Origin of the sequence: Pseudomonas sp. PDM18, assembly GCF_014852585.1 — a bacterium.
Classification (GTDB): domain Bacteria; phylum Pseudomonadota; class Gammaproteobacteria; order Pseudomonadales; family Pseudomonadaceae; genus Pseudomonas.
The window spans coordinates 200193-217959 of sequence record NZ_JACVBX010000009.1; the positions used below are offsets into that span (position 1 = coordinate 200193).

General features: G+C 64.6%; 16 protein-coding genes. 7 read left to right on the top strand and 9 right to left on the bottom strand.

Translation table 11 applies throughout. The annotated features are described in order from the left end of the window. Positions 1–10: 10 nt before the first annotated feature. Positions 11–1285 (bottom strand): hypothetical protein, encoded by a 1275-nt coding sequence (locus tag IB274_RS19220; RefSeq protein ID WP_192433771.1) that lies wholly within the window; start codon positions 1283–1285, stop codon positions 11–13. Between the two features lie 237 nt (positions 1286–1522). Here IB274_RS19220 and IB274_RS19225 point away from each other — a divergent pair, with 237 nt between their 5' ends. The 4 genes from IB274_RS19225 to IB274_RS19240 all read left to right on the top strand — a co-directional run bounded on the left by IB274_RS19225 (position 1523) and on the right by IB274_RS19240 (position 4195). After that, positions 1523–2212 (top strand): crotonase/enoyl-CoA hydratase family protein, encoded by a 690-nt coding sequence (locus IB274_RS19225; RefSeq protein WP_192433773.1) that lies wholly within the window; start codon positions 1523–1525, stop codon positions 2210–2212. A 159-nt stretch (positions 2213–2371) separates the two neighbouring features. Continuing rightward, on the top strand, positions 2372–2563 hold the full coding sequence (locus IB274_RS19230; RefSeq protein ID WP_192433776.1) for a hypothetical protein: 192 nt from the start codon (positions 2372–2374) through the stop codon (positions 2561–2563). 347 nt (positions 2564–2910) lie between these two features. After that, positions 2911–3132, top strand: coding sequence for a hypothetical protein (locus IB274_RS19235; RefSeq protein WP_192433778.1), 222 nt, complete (start codon positions 2911–2913; stop codon positions 3130–3132). A gap of 91 nt (positions 3133–3223) precedes the next feature. After that, positions 3224–4195, top strand: a complete 972-nt coding sequence (locus IB274_RS19240) for a magnesium and cobalt transport protein CorA (RefSeq protein WP_192433780.1) — start codon at positions 3224–3226, stop codon at positions 4193–4195. Between the two features lie 101 nt (positions 4196–4296). Here IB274_RS19240 and IB274_RS19245 read toward each other — a convergent pair whose 3' ends face one another. The 4 genes from IB274_RS19245 to IB274_RS19260 form a co-directional block, all read right to left on the bottom strand. Beyond that, the gene (locus tag IB274_RS19245) at positions 4297–5034 is read right to left on the bottom strand and encodes an amidotransferase (RefSeq protein WP_192433782.1); all 738 of its coding nucleotides are present in this window, start codon (positions 5032–5034) and stop codon (positions 4297–4299) included. Between the two features lie 203 nt (positions 5035–5237). Beyond that, a complete protein-coding gene (locus IB274_RS19250; protein WP_192433784.1) occupies positions 5238–5792 on the bottom strand; it encodes a cysteine hydrolase family protein in 555 nt (184 codons plus the stop codon). A gap of 100 nt (positions 5793–5892) precedes the next feature. Further along, positions 5893–8037 (bottom strand): 3-hydroxyacyl-CoA dehydrogenase NAD-binding domain-containing protein, encoded by a 2145-nt coding sequence (locus IB274_RS19255; protein WP_192433787.1) that lies wholly within the window; start codon positions 8035–8037, stop codon positions 5893–5895. A 17-nt stretch (positions 8038–8054) separates the two neighbouring features. Next, positions 8055–9260 (bottom strand): acetyl-CoA C-acetyltransferase, encoded by a 1206-nt coding sequence (locus IB274_RS19260; protein ID WP_192433789.1) that lies wholly within the window; start codon positions 9258–9260, stop codon positions 8055–8057. 671 nt (positions 9261–9931) lie between these two features. Between IB274_RS19260 and IB274_RS19265 the strand changes: the two genes are divergently transcribed. Continuing rightward, positions 9932–10735, top strand: coding sequence for a cytochrome c (locus IB274_RS19265; protein ID WP_192433791.1), 804 nt, complete (start codon positions 9932–9934; stop codon positions 10733–10735). 235 nt (positions 10736–10970) lie between these two features. Here IB274_RS19265 and IB274_RS19270 read toward each other — a convergent pair whose 3' ends face one another. From IB274_RS19270 to IB274_RS19285, 4 genes are all read right to left on the bottom strand, one after another. Continuing rightward, positions 10971–11705: a proteasome-type protease gene (locus tag IB274_RS19270; protein WP_192433793.1), complete on the bottom strand. Its 735-nt coding sequence runs from the start codon at positions 11703–11705 to the stop codon at positions 10971–10973. Positions 11706–11775: 70 nt separating this feature from the next. After that, positions 11776–12585, bottom strand: a complete 810-nt coding sequence (locus tag IB274_RS19275; RefSeq protein ID WP_192433795.1) for a transglutaminase family protein — start codon at positions 12583–12585, stop codon at positions 11776–11778. After that, the gene (locus tag IB274_RS19280) at positions 12582–13532 is read right to left on the bottom strand and encodes an alpha-E domain-containing protein (RefSeq protein ID WP_192433797.1); all 951 of its coding nucleotides are present in this window, start codon (positions 13530–13532) and stop codon (positions 12582–12584) included. The genes IB274_RS19275 and IB274_RS19280 overlap by 4 nt, the downstream gene beginning before the upstream one ends. A gap of 2 nt (positions 13533–13534) precedes the next feature. Further along, the gene (locus IB274_RS19285) at positions 13535–14947 is read right to left on the bottom strand and encodes a circularly permuted type 2 ATP-grasp protein (RefSeq protein WP_192295392.1); all 1413 of its coding nucleotides are present in this window, start codon (positions 14945–14947) and stop codon (positions 13535–13537) included. A 325-nt stretch (positions 14948–15272) separates the two neighbouring features. Between IB274_RS19285 and ydcS the strand changes: the two genes are divergently transcribed. Both ydcS and IB274_RS19295 read left to right on the top strand, forming a co-directional pair. Then, positions 15273–16445, top strand: a complete 1173-nt coding sequence (ydcS, locus tag IB274_RS19290) for a putative ABC transporter substrate-binding protein YdcS (RefSeq protein WP_192433800.1) — start codon at positions 15273–15275, stop codon at positions 16443–16445. A gap of 276 nt (positions 16446–16721) precedes the next feature. After that, positions 16722–17741, top strand: coding sequence for an ABC transporter ATP-binding protein (locus IB274_RS19295; protein WP_192433802.1), 1020 nt, complete (start codon positions 16722–16724; stop codon positions 17739–17741). Positions 17742–17767 lie beyond the last annotated feature (26 nt).

Consider the following 17767-nt stretch of genomic DNA (forward strand, 5'->3'; position numbering starts at 1 on the left):
TCGCAGGGCCTCACAACATGACCCGCACCTGATTGATCTTGTTCAGGCGGAGGAACATTTCCGCCGAGCCCGTCCCGATCAGGACAGTGATATAGACTCGGCCGTTCTCCACCTTGTGCAGCACACCCTGATAATAGGCACCATCAAACGTGATGAACTGCAGGCGCTTGCCAGTGTACTGGGCAAGGCTTTCAACGCTAACGAACTCATATTGCTGCGTTTTGGCCTGCGACTCAACCGTTTCCGGGGCCGAAACCATTTGATATTGGCTTTCCGGCGTGAGTTTTTCCTTAACCGGATCGACCCAGGCGAACCCCAGCGGTGTGACTGACTGCTGGTTCACTAAGACGACCGGATGCAGCATCTGAATCACATCCTTCGGCTTGAAAAATTGCAGACCGCCCCAGGTCATGCCTTCGCTCGGCGTCAACTCGATGCGCAGCGAGCGCGGATCTTCCAGGTAACGGCCATAAGCCTCAAGTACCGGCTTGTCGAGTGCGATGCGCTGCTGGCGCAGGGACTTGTCGAATTTCTCCAGCGAGAGCGCGGTATAGGCCTTCTGATCCACGCCCAGCTTGCCGCGGCAGAATTCGCTGACCCGGCGCTGGTACTGGTTGTCGTTCATCTCGATAACGACCTGGGAGACCCGCGGCGGGTTCACGCGCATGTCGCCGGGACGCTCGGAAACGTTTATCAGCGTCATGCTGGTGTGCATGTCCAGCATGTCACGGGTATCGCTGCGCAGGTCGAAGGTCAGGGTCTGCGCACCTGGCTGCATGCGGTAGGAGAATTCGATATCCGACTCGAGGGTGCGGTACCCCATCTGCAGCAATTCGTCGACGCCGATATTGCGTACGTTGTCGCAGGCCACTTCGCTCATGGCGGTGAAGGCACTCTTCTCTGCCGGCTGGGCATACAGCGATTGCATGAAAGGACCGTGGATCTGCAACTCGACACCCTTCAGGTCCACTGCCAACTGCTCCGGCAGCTTGCCCTCATCCAGGCGCTCCTTGAAGCTCAGCAGCTCGCGCAGCCCATTGAACGTCAGCTGGGCGTGGGAAACCTTCAGACTGTCGCCGGCCATGGGCACCCTGATCACCACGTTCTGCAATCCCACCCGGCCGTCGAACGACGAGGAGATGCCGCCATAGGTGATGTCCATGAACGGCGAGACGCGGGCTATGGCATCGTTCACCACACTGCGCACGGAAAGCCACAGCGACGCCTTGATAATGAGGGCGATCGCCACGACGGCAAAAAGGGACCACTTGAGAATCTTCGACATGGCAGGCACATCCTGGATTGTGCGAGAGCAGCGCGTAGGGATAGTGGCAGCTTAACAGTACGCCTGAGACCTCTCCACGAATGCAGTCGGAAATTGCGTGCACAGCGCACAGAAATCGCCCGAATCCAGTGGCATGCAGCTGACTCATCAGTCAGTCAAAACGCTTTACGCACCAGGCCCGCGTCAGTATGTTCTGGCCACTTCCAACCCAAGGACTGCAACCCAGGACCCTCTGCCATGAGTGAGCTGATCAGCTACCAATTCGAAGACGGCATCGCCACCCTGACCCTGAACAACGGCAAGGTGAACGCCATCTCCCCGGCGGTCATCGAAGCCTTCAACCAGGCCCTGGACCAGGCGGAAAAGGACCGTGCCATCGTCATCGTCACCGGCCAGCCAGGCATTCTCTCCGGCGGCTACGACCTCAAGGTGATGACCTCCGGCCCGGAAAACGCCGTGAACCTGGTGGCGTCCGGCTCCACCCTGGCCCGCCGCATGCTGTCCCACCCGTTCCCGGTCATTGTCGCCTGCACCGGCCACGCGGTAGCCAAGGGCGCGTTCATCCTGCTCTCGGCGGACTACCGTATCGGCGTCGACGGCCCGTTCCAGATCGGCCTCAACGAAGTGGCCATCGGCATGACCATGCACCACGTCGGCATCGAACTGGCCCGTGACCGACTGCGCCGCTCCGCCTTCACCCGCTCCGTGGTGAACGCCGAAATGTTCAACCCGCGCGACGCCGTGGACGCCGGGTTCCTCGACAAGGTGGTGCCGGTCGAACAACTCCAGGCCGCTGCTCTGGAGGCCGCCCAGCACCTGAAGAAGCTGAACATGACTGCCCACCGCAACACCAAGCTGAAAGTGCGCAAGCAGTTGCTGGAAACCCTGGACAAGTCCATCGAGTTGGACCGGAACCACCTGGTCTGATCGCCCGATGACAAAAAGCCCGGCCTGGTACCGGGCTTTTTCATGCCATCACTATTACCTAAATAGCAATACTGATTAAGCCTTTTTGCTATTTTTCAAAAATTATTACGCATTAACCTATGGATGAACCCGAAACAAACCAACCCAGAGGTGTTCATCATGAAACTCAACATCATCGCCGCCAGTGTACTTGCCGCCGCTACCGCCTTTGCCGCCCAAGCCAGCTTCGCCGAAGAATCGCCGCTGATGCAGGACCGCATGGTTCACATGACCCAGGCCGCTATCGGGCAACAGCAGTCCGAACAGTCCGCCAGCCAGGTGAATGTCGAAGCCGCTTCCAAGCAGGGCTGAAACCTCCCATCCCGCCAGCCGCCTGCCGCAGGTGACGTCATGCAGCCCTGCCCGAAGCGAAAAGCCCGGCGTGATGCCGGGCCTTTCAGAGACGATGACGCACTCTCAGTGCTTTTCGACGGCCGCCACGCCCGTCGCCTCCTCTCCCTGACGAGGGTCAAGCAGCCATGAAGCCCGCCAGAGTCCCGAAAACCTCCGATAGCGTCCCGCCACTCACCTCCTTGCGTCTGGTCGTAGCGCCGCTATCTATCAATCTGCCTGATACCGAGAACCAACCGGCATCGTTATTCAATCGAATTGACCAAAGCGACACTAGGCCATCACTTCCCCGAGCCCGAGTCGCCAGCATGAACCGCCAAGCCCACCGCTACGCCCGCAACGGCGCCCTCGCCGTCCTGGGGCTCTACACCATCGTGATCCTGGTAGTCACCGCCCTCAGCGCCGGCTTCGACGACGCGCGCCGTGCCCCAGTGGACAACATCGACCGCAGTGGGCTTTTCGAACGCTTCAACCAGGCGGTGCCAGTGGCTCTGCAGGGCCTTCAGGAAGCGCTCACACCTCACTCCTGATTCCGCTGCGCTGGCGCGTCGCGCCAGGCTGGCCAACACTCAATCCCAGCAGAACGACTCCCGACCGATCCGCAGCAGGGTGGGCTTCAGCATGGGCCGAGTCATTGCTTCCGCCGTCTACAGCAAGGGCCGCAAGGTCTCCGACATCCCGCTGGAGGACGGCTACCGCTGGGCGTGCCAGCCCGACCACTTCGTCTGGACCGGCCTGCAGGAGCCAACGCCGGAAGAGATGTTCAATCTTCAACGGCAGTTCAACCTGCACGAACTGGCCGTGTCAGACGCGCTGGAAAAGCACAGCCGGCCGAAGCTGGAAACCTTCGGTGACGCGCTGTTCATCGTCATCTACTCACCGATCCGCGCCGATAGTCGGCTGATGTTCGTCGAAACCCATCTCTTTGCCGGAATCGGCTACATCATCAGCGCACGCCACGGTTTCTCCCAGTCCTACGCCCAGGTCCGACAGCGCTGTGAGGCGCGACCGCTGCTGCTGGCCCATGGCACCGACTTCGTGCTCTACGCCCTGCTGGATTTCGTGATGAGCAACTACGAGCCGGTGGTCGAGGCGATCCGCGCGGAAATCGAAGAGGTGGAACAGCAGGTGCTGCGCAAGTCGCTGACCCAGGAACAGATCGAGAAGATCTACGGCCTGCGCCGCGAGGTGCTCAAGCTCAAGCACTACGCCGCGCCCATGGTGGAGATCTGCCAGGAGCTGCAGCGCCTGGACTTCCCCTTCATCGACAAGCAGATGCGACCCTACTTCCGCGATGTGGCGATCCACGTGAACCGCCTGCTCGAAGACCTCACCACCCTGCGCGACGTGGCCAGCCAGACCATCGAGGTCGGGCTGGCGCTGGAATCCTCGCGGCAGAGCGTGGTGCAGCGCAAGTTCGCCGCCTGGGCGGCGATCCTCGCCTTCCCCACCGCCGTGGCCGGCATCTACGGGATGAACTTCGAGTACATCCCGGAACTGCACTGGCACTATGGCTACTTCCTGATCATGGGGCTGCTGGCGCTGGGCTGCGTCGGACTCTACATCAGCTTCAAGCAGGCGGATTGGCTTTAGTCCGGCCAGACGGCCATGCCCAGGATAAGCACCTGCAAGGCGCTCTTCAGAAACAAAAGCGCCGCTCGAATAAGCGGCGTTTTCAGTCAACACGGCAGGAATCAGGCCGCGCTCTTCTTCTCATCGCGACCTTGCTGGACGAAGCGCATCATCCATTCGCCGACTGCCGTTCCCTGGTGCGGGCGCGAGAGGCTGTCGATGCCGGACTGGAATACCGGCTCGCTGAAGATGTGCTTGCGCAGTTCGAGGATCGCCTGGGAATAGTCGCTCTGGAACTCCGGGTGGCCCTGGAAGCACAGCACCTGGTCGCCGATGGCGTAGGCCGCGTTCGGGCAGAAGTCGCTGGAGGCGATGCGACGCGCGCCATGGGGCAGCTCGGTGACCTGGTCCTGGTGGCTGACCAGCAGGGTCAGGCCATCGCCCAGCGACGGGCTCATCCACTGCGGCTGCTCCTCGATGCGGTAGTCGTGGATGCCCACTCCCCAACCCTGGCTCGCGCGCTCGGTCTTGCCGCCCAGCACCAGCGCCAGCAACTGATGGCCGAAGCACACGCCCAGCAGCTTGTCGCCACGCTGGTAGAGCTTGAGCACGTAGTCCTTGAGGGTCTGGATCCAGGGATCAGTGCCGAAGGAGTCCGCCTTGCTGCCGGTCACCAGATACGCGTCGAACTTCTCATCGTCGGGCGGGTAATGCCCTTCCACCACGTTGTAGACCGTGAATTCGGCCGGAACGGGTTGCTTGGCGAACAGTTGCTGGAACATCCAGCCATAGCCCTTGTACTGATCGATGAGTTCGGGGCGGAGGATGTCGGTTTCCAGAATGCAGATGTGCAACGACATGCAGGGGTGATTCCTGGGGGGTTAGCGGCTGATAAGGATGGTTTTCCTGACACTGATGAAACGCGCGTGAAAATTACGCCCTATTTTTTCACCACACAAGATGCCGAGCGGATTCTTGTGCAGGAATTTCAGGGGAAATACCGGAAAAACCGACTTCCTTCAATTGCACGGATGCACAGGGGTGACGGCCGGTTGGCAAGGATTCAGCCGATGGACAGCCTTTGCAGCACCAAGTTCGTCTCCAGCACCTGCGCGTACTCGCCCTGCAGATTGGCCAGCGACATGGCGTGAACTTCCTCGGCGCTGCGTTGCACACCGTTGAAATCGCGCTTGTCGAAGGCGAAACAGGCGTCCGCGACGACCTGCGCAGCGAAGCCCAGGTTGCCCGCAGAACGCGCCGTGGCCTCTACCGAGTTGTTGGTGCTGACCCCGCAGATCACCAGCGCCCCGATGTCCCGCACACGCAGCCAGCGCTCCAGCCCGCTGTTGATGAAAGCGTCGGGGACGTTCTTCTCCACCACGTGCTCATGCTCCAGCGGCGCCAGCGCCTCCTGGAACTCGGCGCCCGGCTGTCCCGGCCAGAACGGTGAGCCCGGCGTGCGCGACATGTGGCGGATATGAACCAGCGGCCAACCTTCCCGGCGCCAGGCCGCCAGCAGTTCGCCGATGCGCTGCTCGGCCTGCGGGTGGTTGCGCGGCTCGCGGCTGTCACGCATGCCTTTCTGCTGGTCGATGATCAACAAGGCGGGAGGCGTCATCGGGGCGATCCTGCTGATGGGGAAGGCGCCATCCTACGATTTGCTCGGGCAAGAAAAAACCGGCCACTCGGGCCGGTTTTCTCATTCAGAGGAGAACGCCTCAGAAGCTCTCGCCCCGCGCCGCCTTCTCCAACAGCAGCGCCGGCGGTAGGAAGCGCTCTCCGTACTGCTCGGCCAGGTACTGGGCGCGAGCGACGAAGTCCTTCAGGCCGTACTGGTTGATGAACTGCAGCGCGCCGCCGCTCCAGGCCGCGAAGCCGATGCCGAAGATCGAGCCGATATTGGCGTCGGCGGTGGAGGTCAGCACGCCCTCCTCCACACAGCGCACCGTCTCGATCGCCTGCACGAAGAGAATGCGGTCGCGCACATCCTCGGCGGATATCTGCGCGTCAGCCTTCTCGAAGCGCTGCTTCAGCTCCGGCCACAGGTGCTTCTTGCCGTTGGCCGGATAGTCGTAGAAGCCAGCGCCGGCAGCTTTGCCCGGACGCTTGTACTCGTTGACCATCAGGTCCACCACGGCGAAGGCCGGATGCTTGGGCAACTGCTTGCCTTCGGCCTCCAGGTCCTTGCGGGTCTGCTCGCGGATGTGGGTCATCAGGCTCATCGACACTTCGTCGCTGATCGCCAGCGGGCCCACCGGCATACCGGCCTGGCGCGCCTGGTTCTCGATCATCGCCGCCGACACGCCCTCGCCGAGCATGGCCAGGCCTTCGTTGGTGAAGGTACCGAACACGCGCGAAGTGAAGAAGCCACGGCTGTCGTGAACCACGATCGGGGTCTTCTTGATCTGCAGGACGAAGTCGAAGGCGCGAGCCAGCGTGGCGTCGTCGGTCTTCTCGCCGCGGATGATCTCCACCAGCGGCATCTTGTCCACCGGGCTGAAGAAGTGCAGTCCGATGAATTTCTGCGGTTGCGCCACGGCTTCGGCCAGGCCGGTGATCGGCAGGGTCGAGGTGTTGGAGGCGATTACCGCATCGGGCTGCGCGGCGGATTCGGCGGCAGCGCTGACCTTGGCCTTCAGGCCACGGTCCTCGAATACCGCTTCGATGATCAGGTCGCAGCCTTCGAAATCGGCATCGCTGGCCGTCGGCTTGATCCGCGCGAGGAAGGCGTCGCGCTTCTCGACGCTCATCTGGCCCCGGCCGACCTTCTTGTCCAGCAGGCCGGCGGAGTAGGCCTTGCCCTTCTCGGCGGCTTCGAGGGAAACGTCCTTGAGCACCACCTCGATGCCAGCGGCGGCCGAGACGTAGGCGATGCCCGCGCCCATCATGCCGGCGCCGACCACCCCGACCTTCTTCGTCTGCTGCGGCGGGACACCCTGCGGGCGGGACTTGCCGGCGTTGATCTCGTTGAGCTGGAACCAGAAGGTGCCGATCATGTTCTTCGCCACCTGGCCGGTGGTCAGCTCGGTGAAGTAGCGCGCCTCGATCAGCTGAGCGGTGTCGAAGTCCACCTGCGCGCCTTCGACCGCGGCGCACATGATCTTCTCCGGCGCCGGGAAGCAGCCCTTGGTCTTGTCGCGCAGCACCGATGGGGCGATGGCCAGCATCTGCGCCACAGCCGGGCTGGATGGGGTGCCGCCGGGGATCTTGTAGCCGGCGCTGTCCCACGGCTGCTTGGCGGCCGGGTTGGCGGCGATCCACTCGCGGGCCTTGCTCAGCAGCTCGTCGCGGCTGGAAGCCAGCTGGTGTACCAGGCCGGCCTTGAGCGCCTGGTCCGGGCGCACCTTCTTGCCTTCGGCCAGGTACGGCAGGGCCTTCTCCAGGCCGAGCAGACGCACCATGCGCACCACGCCGCCGCCACCGGGCAGCAGACCGAGGGTGACTTCCGGCAGGCCGAGCTGGACGTGGCTTTCATCCAGGGCGATGCGGTGATGGCAGGCCAGGCAGATTTCCCAGCCGCCGCCCAGGGCCGCGCCGTTGATGGCGGCGACCACCGGCTTGCCGAGGGTTTCCAGACGGCGCAGCTGACCCTTGAGCACCAGGATGCCTTCATAGAAGGCCTGGGCGTCGGCCTTGGTCACCTTGATCAGTTCATTGAGGTCGCCGCCGGCGAAGAAGGTCTTCTTCGCGGAAGTGATCACCACGCCGGCGATCGACTCCTTCTCGGCTTCCAGGCGCGCCACGGTGGCGGCCATGGCCTCGCGGTACACACCGTTCATGGTGTTGGCGCTCTGGCCGGGCATGTCCATGGTCAGGACGACGATATTGTCCTGGCCTTTCTCATAACGGATGGCGTCGGTCATTTTCTTGTTCTCCGGCCTCAAACCCTTTCGATAATCGTCGCGATACCCATGCCGCCGCCCACGCAGAGGGTGGCCAGGCCGTAGCGCAAATTGCGCCGCTCCAGCTCATCCAGCAGGGTGCCGAGGATCATGCAGCCGGTGGCGCCAAGTGGGTGGCCCATGGCGATGGAGCCGCCGTTGACGTTGACCTTGCTCTCCGGCACGCCCATGTCCTTCATGAACTTCATCACCACCGAGGCGAAGGCTTCGTTGACCTCGTAGAGGTCGATGTCCTCGGCCTTCAGCCCGGCCTTGGCCAGCGCCTTGCGGGTGGCCGGCGCGGGGCCGGTGAGCATGATGGTCGGGTCGGTGCTGGTCACCGCGGTGGCGACGATGCGCCCGCGGGCCTTCAGGCCCAGCTCGCGGCCCTTGGCCTCGGAGCCGATGAGCATGGCGGTGGCGCCGTCGACGATGCCGGAGCTGTTGCCCGGCGTGTGCACGTGCTCGATGCGCTCGACGTAGCTGTACTTGCGCAGCGCGCTGGCGTCGAAGCCCATCTGCCCCATCATCTCGAAGCTGGGCTTGAGCGCGCCGAGTCCTTCGAGGGTGGAGTCGGCGCGGATGAATTCGTCATGGTCGAGCAGGACGATGCCGTTCTGGTCCGTCACCGGCACCAGGGATTTGGCGAACAGCCCTTCGGCGCGGGCCTTGGCGGCTTTCTGCTGGGAGCGCAGGGCGAAGGCGTCGATGTCGGCGCGGCTGAAGCCTTCCAGGGTGGCGATCAGATCGGCGCCGATGCCCTGGGGGACGAAGCTGGTGTGCAGGTTGGTTTCCGGGTCCAGCGCCCAGGCGCCGCCGTCCGAACCCATGGGCACGCGGGACATGGATTCCACGCCGCCGACCACCACTAGGTCCTCGAAGCCCGAGCGCACCTTCATGGCGCCCAGGTTGACCGCTTCAAGGCCCGAGGCGCAGAAGCGGTTGATCTGCACGCCGGCGACCTGCTCGTCCCAGTCGGCGACCAGCGCGGCGGTCTTGGCGATGTCCGAGCCCTGGTCGCCCACCGGGGTCACGCAGCCCAGGACGATGTCGTCGACCTGGGCGGTGTCGAGCTGGTTGCGCTGCTGCAGCGCGCGCAGGACACCGGCCATCAGGTTGACCGGCTTGACGCTGTGCAGCGCGCCGTCCTTCTTGCCTTTGCCGCGGGGAGTACGCACCGCGTCGTAAATGAATGCTTCGGTCATGGCGTTCTCTCTTAGAGTTGTCGTCACGCAGGCGTGGCGTGTCGGCCTACCTTAGCGGCGTATCGGCAAGGGGCAATGACCGCAGCGCTCAGCGCAATTGACCGCCACGCTCAGCGACCGACCGGCGGCGAAAAGCTCGAAGGCTCTGGAAAGGGCCTGTCGGGGAAGATGGACGAGCGGTCGAAAAGCTGAACGCAGCTGTCACGATTCGGTCATATAGAGGGAATATGCCTGAAGCTGCAGGACTTGCTGCCAGATGGTCTAAGCCCGCGCGGCACTAGGCTTAGACTCAATCAGGCAGATGATGCGAAGAGTGCCGTTGCCGGGTTTGCCGGCTCGGCTCGATAAACCAGAAGCCAAGGCATGCGCGTCACTATCAACAGGCCGTGAGTGAGCCGTGCCAAGAACAAGAAAGGCGGAAGGACATCATGGACAAACAATCGAGAAAATGGCGTCAGGCTAGCCTGATCGTGTTCGCAACCACTGTAGTCTTGATCATCCCCAATCTGAGTCGTCTGGTCGGCTAGGGCCAACACCCGGCTACCCCGCCGCTGCGTACCGCGCGCCGCCATCCGCGAGCCACGGTCAACGCAGCGCGGGAGCCACCTACCTCCTGCTACGCCCGCACCTCTGCTAATGTTCCGCGGCCCACTCCCGCCACGGATGCGACCATGCGCCCACTGCTGCTGACGCTGCTCCTGCTCTGCCCCACCACCTTCGCCGCCACGCTCACCCTGGAATTGCCCGACGGCAAGCACGACTTGAGCACGGAACAGTTGCTGGCCAACCCAAAGGCGCAGGACATCGAGATTCCCGCCGACGTCTCCTACAACCGCACCATGCATTACCGCGCGGTGCCGCTGGCGGCGCTGCTGCAAGGTGTGCAGCCGGCCGACCACCTGCAGGCCGTGGCGCTGGATGGATTCGCCGCCGAACTGCCGGCCGCGCCGCTGCTGGCAGAAAAAGGTTCGCGCGCCTGGCTGGCCATCGAGGAGTCGGGTAAACCCTGGCCCCCGCTGGCCGAGGGCAAGCCATCCGCCGGGCCTTTCTACCTGGTGTGGAGCGATCCGAAAGCCGCTGGCATCGGCCCGGAGCAATGGCCCTTCCAGGTCGCCAGCATTCGTTACCTCAAGCCGCTGGCCGAGCGCTTCCCGGCGCTGCTGCCGGCGAAGAATGCGCCGGAATCAGTGCAGAAGGGCTTCGCCCAGTTCCAGAAGAACTGCCTGGCCTGCCACCGTCTGAACGGCGCCGGCGACTCTCAGTTCGGCCCGGACCTGAACCTGCCGCACAACCCCACCGAGTACTTCGCGCCGGGTTATCTCAAGCAGTACATCCGTGACCCGCAGAGCCTGCGGCACTGGCCGGAAGCGCGGATGAAAGGCTTCGCCGCCGATGTGATCAGCGATGCAGAACTGGACCAGATAGTCGCCTACCTGAAGCACATGGCGGGGCGGAAGGTGAAGGCTGGCGGGTAACCAAACCGGCACGGTAATGGCTCGCGAGCATGCTCACTCCTGCAGAGCATCCATCGAAAATTCTGGGTGCATCGGCGCAAGGGATTGCCCTCACCCTAACCCTCTCCCAGAGGGAGAGGGGACCGTTCGGAGCAGGATGAAACGACCGCGTCAGCCGGCACGGACGGCTCCCTCTCCCCTTGGGAGAGGGCTGGGGTGAGGGGTTTCAGCTCAAGCGCAGATGCTTAACCAGGCCTCAGTGCCAGTAATCCCCCGGCGGCGCCGGCAGTTCGCCCAGCAACTGGCGCAGCCCGGCGCCCCACTGGTTACGAATGCCCTCGAAGTATGGGTCGCCCTCCTGGATGCGGTACCCCGCCGGCACTTCCAGGCTGCCCTCGCGGTACACCAGCAGGTCCAGCGGCATGCCCACCGAGAGGTTGCTGCGGATAGTCGAGTCGAAGCTGATCAGCGCGCAGCGCAGGGCTTGTTCCAGCGGCGTGGCGTAGCTCATGGCGCGGTCGATGATCGGCTTGCCGTACTTGCTCTCGCCGATCTGGAAGTACGGCGTATCACGGCATGACTCGATGAAGTTGCCCTGTGGGTAGACGTTGAACAGGCGCGGCACTTCAGTGCCTATCTGCCCGCCGACCAGGAAGGAACTGCCCAGGTCGACACCCTGGTTCTGGCCGATGTTCTCGTCATGATCGACCACCTCGCGCAGCGTCGTACCCACGAGGCGCGCGGCCTCGAAGAGATTTTCCACCGTGCCGAGGTTGGGCCCGTCGCTCCCCATGCGCTGGCGCAGCGTGCTGATCACCGACTGGGAGGTGGCCAGGTTGCCGGCGCTCTGCACCACGATCAGGCGCTCTCCCGGCGTGCCGAAGATATGCAGCTTGCGGAACACCGCGATGTTGTCGACGCCGGCGTTGGTGCGCGAATCGGAAACGAAGACCAGGCCCTGGGCGAGGTTCATGGCGACGCAGTAGGTCATGGCTTTCTCATGGCGGCGGGAACTGGCACCGATCTTATGCCGGTGCCGACGCTTGTGCCACGCAACCTCATCACTGCTGCGCCTGTTGCATCTGCTGCAGATGCCCAGGCGCCACGGTGACGCGGGCGTGCATCTGCTCGCCACCGCCGCCCCGGCGCATGCCGCGCACCGGACAGGCGTCGAGGTAATCCAGGCCCACCGCCAGCTTCAGGTGGCGCTCCGGGCGGTCCAGCACGTTGGTCACGTCGAAGCTGTACCAGGCGTCGTCGAGCCAGGCCTCGGCCCAGGCGTGGCTGGCCAGGTGGTCCTCGACGTCGGTATACAGGTAGCCGGACACATAGCGCGCCGGCACGCCCAGGTGGCGCAGGCAGGCGAGGAAGGCGTGGGCGTGGTCCTGGCAGACGCCCTGCCCCGCTGCGAAGGCTTCGGCGGCAGTGCTGTCGACCTGGGTCGAACCGGGCACGTAGGCGATGCGCTCGTTCAAGGCCTGCATCAGCCTGATCATCGCCTTGCGGTCGCGCCGCTCGGCGCACTGGGCGCGGGCGAACTCCTGCAGCGCGCCGTCGGCCTGGGTCAGGCGGGTGCTGCGCAGGAACGGCAGCGGCGACAGGTGATCGTGCTCGCGCTCGTTCTCCACGTCGATCTCCACCTGGCCGTGGGCGGCGATGACGATGGCCTCGTGGGGCTCGTCCAGGGTCAGCACGTGGAGGATGTTGCCGTAGGCATCGCGCTGCGGATGCGCCGGGCGCGGCAGGTGCAGCTGCCAGTCGAGCACGTGCTGGCGCTCGCTTTCCTGCGGGGTCAGGCGCAGGTACTGGATGCTCGCGCGCACCTGGTCTTCGTAGCGGTAGGTGGTGTCATGGCGGATGGAGAGTTTCATGCGGCCTCCAGGTACGAGCTGTGAATGGCGTTGGCGAGCTGACGAACCAGCCCGATATGGTCGGTGATCCAGGGATGCAGGCCGCTGCCCAGCACTTCGTCGATACCGGTGTAGCGCACCCGCGCCTCCAGTTCGGCGGCCAGACGCTGGGCCGGGCGGCCGTTGATGCCGGGCAGGCTGGCGAGGATCTGGCGCAGCTCTTCGGCGCAGGCCAGCAGCGAGCGCGGGACGTCCTCGCGCAACAGCAGGAGTTCGGCGATATTCCGTGCGTTGAGGGCGTCGCGGTACAGCTCGGTGTAGCCCTCGAACGCCGACAGCGCGCGCAGCAGCGCGGTCCACTGGTAGTAGCCGCGCGCCGTGCCTTCGGCCGGGCCGGCACTGTGCTCGCCCAGCACCTGATGCCGTGCGTCGAGCAGGCGCAGAGTGTTGTCGGCGCGCTCGATGTAGGTGCCCAGGCGGATGAAGTGGAAGGCATCGTTGCGCATGCTGGTGCCGAAAGTGGCGCCGCGGAACAGGTGCGAGCGGTCCTTCACCCATTCGCAGAAGTGGCTGATGCCGTAGCGCAGCAGGCCCTGGTGGGCGATGTCGCGCATCTCCAGCCAGGTGGCGTTGATGTTCTCCCACATGTCGGTGGTGATCCGTCCGCGCACCGCATGGGCGCCGGCACGGGCCGCGCCGAAGCAGGAATAGATGCTCGCCGGGTTCTGCGCATCGAGGGCGAAGAAGTTCAGCAGACGTTCGGCGTGCAGGTCGCCGTGGCGGGCGAGATAGGCGTCGAGGTTGCCGGTGATCAGCAGCGGCATGGCCAGCTCCTCCAGGCCATCGCCACGGCCGTCCTGGGGCATCAGCGACAGCGAGTAGGACACGTCGAGCATGCGCGCGAGGTTCTCGGCGCGCTCCAGGTAGCGCGACATCCAGTACAGGTCGGAAGCGGTTCTACTGAGCATGTTTAATCCCCCACCACCCAGGTGTCCTTGGTACCGCCACCTTGTGACGAGTTGACGACCAGCGAACCTTCGCGCAGCGCCACGCGGGTCAACCCGCCGGGCACCAGGCGCACGTTGTCCGGCGCGGACAGAACGAACGGCCGCAGGTCGATGTGGCGCGGGGCGATGCCGTTCTCGACGAAGGTCGGGCAGGTCGACAGGCTCAGGGTCGGCTGCGCGATGTACGCCTCCGGACGCGCCATCAGCCGGGCGCGGAAGGCTTCGATTTCGGCGCTGCTGGCGGCCGGCCCGACCAGCATGCCGTAGCCGCCGGAGCCCTGGGCTTCCTTCACCACCAGCTCGGGCAGGTGCGCCAGCACGTGGGACAGGTCCTGCGGCCGGCGGCACTGCCAGGTCGGAACGTTGTGCAGGATCGGTTCCTGGTCGAGGTAGAAGCGGATCATTTCCGGCACGTAGGGATAGACGGATTTATCGTCGGCCACGCCAGTACCGATGGCGTTGGCCAGCACCACGTTGCCCGCGCGATAGGCGGCCAGCAGGCCGGGCACGCCGAGCATGGAGTCGGGGTTGAAGGCCAGCGGATCGAGGAAGTCGTCGTCGACGCGCCGGTAGATCACGTCCACCGGCATCGGGCCGGAGGTGGTACGCATGTAGACGCGCTCGTCGCGGACAAACAGGTCGGCGCCTTCCACCAGCTCCACGCCCATCTCGCGCGCAAGGAAGGCGTGCTCGAAATAGGCGCTGTTGAAGCGGCCCGGCGTCAGCACCACCACGCAGGGCTGCTCCACTTCGCTGGCCTGGCGCAGGGTGTCGAGCAACAGGTTCGGGTAGTGGTCGATGGGCGCGATGCGCTGGGCGCCGAACAGTTCGGGGAACAGGCGCATCATCATCTTGCGGTTCTCCAGCATGTAGGAGACGCCGCTGGGAGTGCGCAGGTTGTCTTCGAGGACGTAGTAGGCGCCGTTGCCGTCGCGCACCAGGTCGATGCCGGCGATGTGCGCGTAGACGTTGCCGGGCACGTCCAGGCCCTGCATCGCCAGTTGGTACTGGTCGTTGGCCAGGACCTGCTCGGGCGGGATCAGGCCTTCCTTGAGGATGCGCTGGTCGTGGTAGAGGTCGGCGAGGAACAGGTTGAGCGCCTGCACCCGCTGGATGCAGCCGGCCTCGATGATCTTCCACTCGCTGGCGGGGATGCTGCGCGGGATGGTGTCGAAGGGGATCAGGCGCTCGGTGCCCTGGTCGTCGCCATAGAGGGTGAAGGTGATACCCGCGCGATAAAACAGCAGGTCGGCCTCTCGGCGGCGCTGCTGCAGCTGTTCGCCGGGCATGTCCGCCAGCCAGCGGGCGAACTCCGTGTAGTGCGGTCGGCAGGCGCCAGCGGCGTCATGCATTTCGTCATAGAACACCCGAGCCATCTTCCACTCCTTGTTGCCGCTCTCACTCGGCAACAGAGCTTCGCAAGGCTCGTGCCAGAGGTCGATTTCCTGTCCATTCAATGACTTGCAAAGGCTGTTGGCGCAGACCGCACTGCCATGGTGCGAAACCGCTGCAGGCCGCGTGCGCTGCGCCCTTTTTGCGCCCACGGGCCGCGCCGGGGCTCGCTTGTCAGCCTCCGGGGCCAGAACTACGCTGCAAGAGCGTGGCCATTCCCCATGGACACGCAGCGGTGAACGGAGGTGCCATTTTTCTGCGCGCTGGTTCCGCAGTGGCTCCCACACGAAGAACAACAGGAGTCCGTCCATGTCATCCGTGCAATTGTCTTCAGCGAAAGTCGCGGCGCTGGCTTTCGCCGGCATCAGCCTGCTCGCCAGCGGTTCGTTGCAGGCCGCCGAGGCGCTCAAGCAGCTGGGCAACCCCGAAGGCGCCCTCGATATCATTGCCTGGCCCGGCTACATCGAACGCGGCGAGAGCGACAAGAACTACGACTGGGTGAGCCAATTCGAGAAGGACACTGGCTGCAAGGTCAACGTGAAGACCGCCGCCACCTCCGACGAGATGGTCAGCCTGATGGCCAAGGGCGGCTACGACCTGGTCACCGCCTCCGGCGACGCCTCGCTGCGGCTGGTCTACGGCAAGCGCGTGCAGCCGATCAACATCGCCCTGGTGCCCAACTGGAAGAACGTCGACCAGCGCCTGCAGGACGCGCCCTGGCACACGGTGGACGGCAAGCACTACGGCACGCCCTACCAGTGGGGGCCGAACGTGCTGATGTACAACACCAAGGTCTTCCCCAAGGCGCCGGAAAGCTGGAGTGTGGTGTTCAGCGAACAGAAGCTGCCCGACGGCAAGAGCAACAAGGGCCGCGTGCAGGCCTACGACGGCCCGATCTACATCGCCGACGCTGCGCTCTACCTGAAGACCGCCGAGCCCAAGCTGGGCATCCAGGACCCCTACGAGCTCAACGAGGAACAGTACGCCGCCGCGCTCAAGCTGCTGCGTGAACAGCAGAAGCTGATCCACCGCTACTGGCACGACGCGACGGTGCAGATGAGCGACTTCAAGAACGAGGGCGTGGCCGCTTCCGGCTCCTGGCCGTATCAGGTGAACGCGCTGCTGGGCGAGAAGCAGCCGATCGCCTCCACCATCCCCGGCGAAGGCGTCACCGGCTGGGCCGACACCACCATGCTGCACGTCGACGCCAAGCACCCGGTGTGCGCCTACAAGTGGCTGAACTGGTCGCTGGAACCCAAGGTGCAGGGCGACGTCGCCGCCTGGTTCGGCTCGGTACCGGCCGTGCCGGACGGCTGCACCGGCAGCCAGTTGCTCGGCGCCCAGGGTTGCGCCACCAACGGCTACGACCAGTTCGATCGCATCGCCTTCTGGAAGACCCCGCAGGCCAAGTGTTCCCAGGGGCAGTGCGTGCCGTACAGCCGGTGGACGCAGGATTACATTGCGATCATGGGGGGCCGGTGACACTTCCGCGATTGAGAGCCCCTCTCCCCAGCCCTCTCCCTGAAGGGAGAGGGAGTCGTTCGAGCGGGAGCTGATAGCTGAGCCAGCCGGAAACTTCGTTTTCGCAGTGAGTGGTGAATCAACCGCGCTCGCCGAACAGTCCCCTCTCCCTTCAGGGAGAGGGTTAGGGAGAGGGAGCGCGATATGAGCCACACCATGATCTCCAGCTGACCAAGCGCCCTTCCCCCCATGCGCTACCTTTTCTGATGCAGCCCCGCCATTCAGGTAGCCAGCAGCATGACCACAGCCGTCCAATTCACTGACGTGAGCCGTCACTATGGCGAGGTGCGCGCCGTCGATTCGGTGTCCATCGAGATCCGCGACGGCGAGTTCTTCTCCATGCTCGGCCCTTCCGGCTCGGGCAAGACCACCTGCCTGCGCCTGATCGCCGGTTTCGAGCAGCCCACCTCCGGCTCCATCCGCATCCATGGCGCGGAAGCGTCGGGCCTGCCGCCCTACGAGCGCGACGTGAACACGGTGTTCCAGGACTACGCGCTGTTCCCGCACATGAGCGTGCTGGACAACGTCGCCTACGGCCTGAAGGTGAAAGGCGTGGCCAAGGCCGAGCGCTACCACCGCGCCGAAGAGGCCCTCGGCATGGTCGCCCTGGCCGGCTACGGCAAGCGCAAGCCGGCGCAGCTCTCCGGTGGCCAGCGCCAGCGCGTCGCCCTCGCTCGTGCGCTGGTGAATCGCCCGCGCGTACTGCTGCTGGACGAACCCCTCGGCGCGCTCGACCTGAAGCTGCGCGAACAGATGCAGGTGGAGCTGAAGAAGCTGCAACGCCAGCTCGGCATCACCTTCATCTTTGTCACCCATGACCAGAGCGAAGCGCTGTCCATGTCCGACCGCGTGGCGGTGTTCAACAAGGGCCGCATCGAACAGGTCGACACCCCCGGCAACCTCTACCGGCGCCCCGCCACGCGCTTCGTCGCCGAGTTCGTCGGCACTGCCAACGTGCTGCGCGGCGACCTCGGCCAACGCCTGCTGGGCGAGTCGTGCCCGCACTCGCTGCGCCCCGAGCACGTGCGCTTCGGCCGCGCCGGCGAAGGCGAGCTGGAAGTCAGCGGCACGCTGTTCGACGTGCAGTACATGGGTGCCAGCAGCCGCTACGAGATCGAACTGGAAAATGGCGTGCGTCTGGTGGCCGCCCTACCCAATGGCGAGCGAGAGGAGCAACGGCCGAAACCGGGTGACGCGGTGACCGCCTGCTGGGCGCGCAGCGCGCTGGTGCCGCTGCTCGAGGAACCGGCGCCGTGAGGGCGATCTCCAGCTTCCTCTACCGG

Coding starts and splice junctions, on each gene's coding strand:
- IB274_RS19220 (WP_192433771.1), bottom strand. CDS start 1,285: ATGTCGAAGATTCTCAAGTGGTCCCTTTTTGCCGTCGTGGCGATCGCC.
- IB274_RS19225 (WP_192433773.1), top strand. CDS start 1,523: ATGAGTGAGCTGATCAGCTACCAATTCGAAGACGGCATCGCCACCCTG.
- IB274_RS19230 (WP_192433776.1), top strand. CDS start 2,372: ATGAAACTCAACATCATCGCCGCCAGTGTACTTGCCGCCGCTACCGCC.
- IB274_RS19235 (WP_192433778.1), top strand. CDS start 2,911: ATGAACCGCCAAGCCCACCGCTACGCCCGCAACGGCGCCCTCGCCGTC.
- IB274_RS19240 (WP_192433780.1), top strand. CDS start 3,224: ATGGGCCGAGTCATTGCTTCCGCCGTCTACAGCAAGGGCCGCAAGGTC.
- IB274_RS19245 (WP_192433782.1), bottom strand. CDS start 5,034: ATGTCGTTGCACATCTGCATTCTGGAAACCGACATCCTCCGCCCCGAA.
- IB274_RS19250 (WP_192433784.1), bottom strand. CDS start 5,792: ATGACGCCTCCCGCCTTGTTGATCATCGACCAGCAGAAAGGCATGCGT.
- IB274_RS19255 (WP_192433787.1), bottom strand. CDS start 8,037: ATGACCGACGCCATCCGTTATGAGAAAGGCCAGGACAATATCGTCGTC.
- IB274_RS19260 (WP_192433789.1), bottom strand. CDS start 9,260: ATGACCGAAGCATTCATTTACGACGCGGTGCGTACTCCCCGCGGCAAA.
- IB274_RS19265 (WP_192433791.1), top strand. CDS start 9,932: ATGCGCCCACTGCTGCTGACGCTGCTCCTGCTCTGCCCCACCACCTTC.
- IB274_RS19270 (WP_192433793.1), bottom strand. CDS start 11,705: ATGACCTACTGCGTCGCCATGAACCTCGCCCAGGGCCTGGTCTTCGTT.
- IB274_RS19275 (WP_192433795.1), bottom strand. CDS start 12,585: ATGAAACTCTCCATCCGCCATGACACCACCTACCGCTACGAAGACCAG.
- IB274_RS19280 (WP_192433797.1), bottom strand. CDS start 13,532: ATGCTCAGTAGAACCGCTTCCGACCTGTACTGGATGTCGCGCTACCTG.
- IB274_RS19285 (WP_192295392.1), bottom strand. CDS start 14,947: ATGGCTCGGGTGTTCTATGACGAAATGCATGACGCCGCTGGCGCCTGC.
- ydcS (WP_192433800.1), top strand. CDS start 15,273: ATGTCATCCGTGCAATTGTCTTCAGCGAAAGTCGCGGCGCTGGCTTTC.
- IB274_RS19295 (WP_192433802.1), top strand. CDS start 16,722: ATGACCACAGCCGTCCAATTCACTGACGTGAGCCGTCACTATGGCGAG.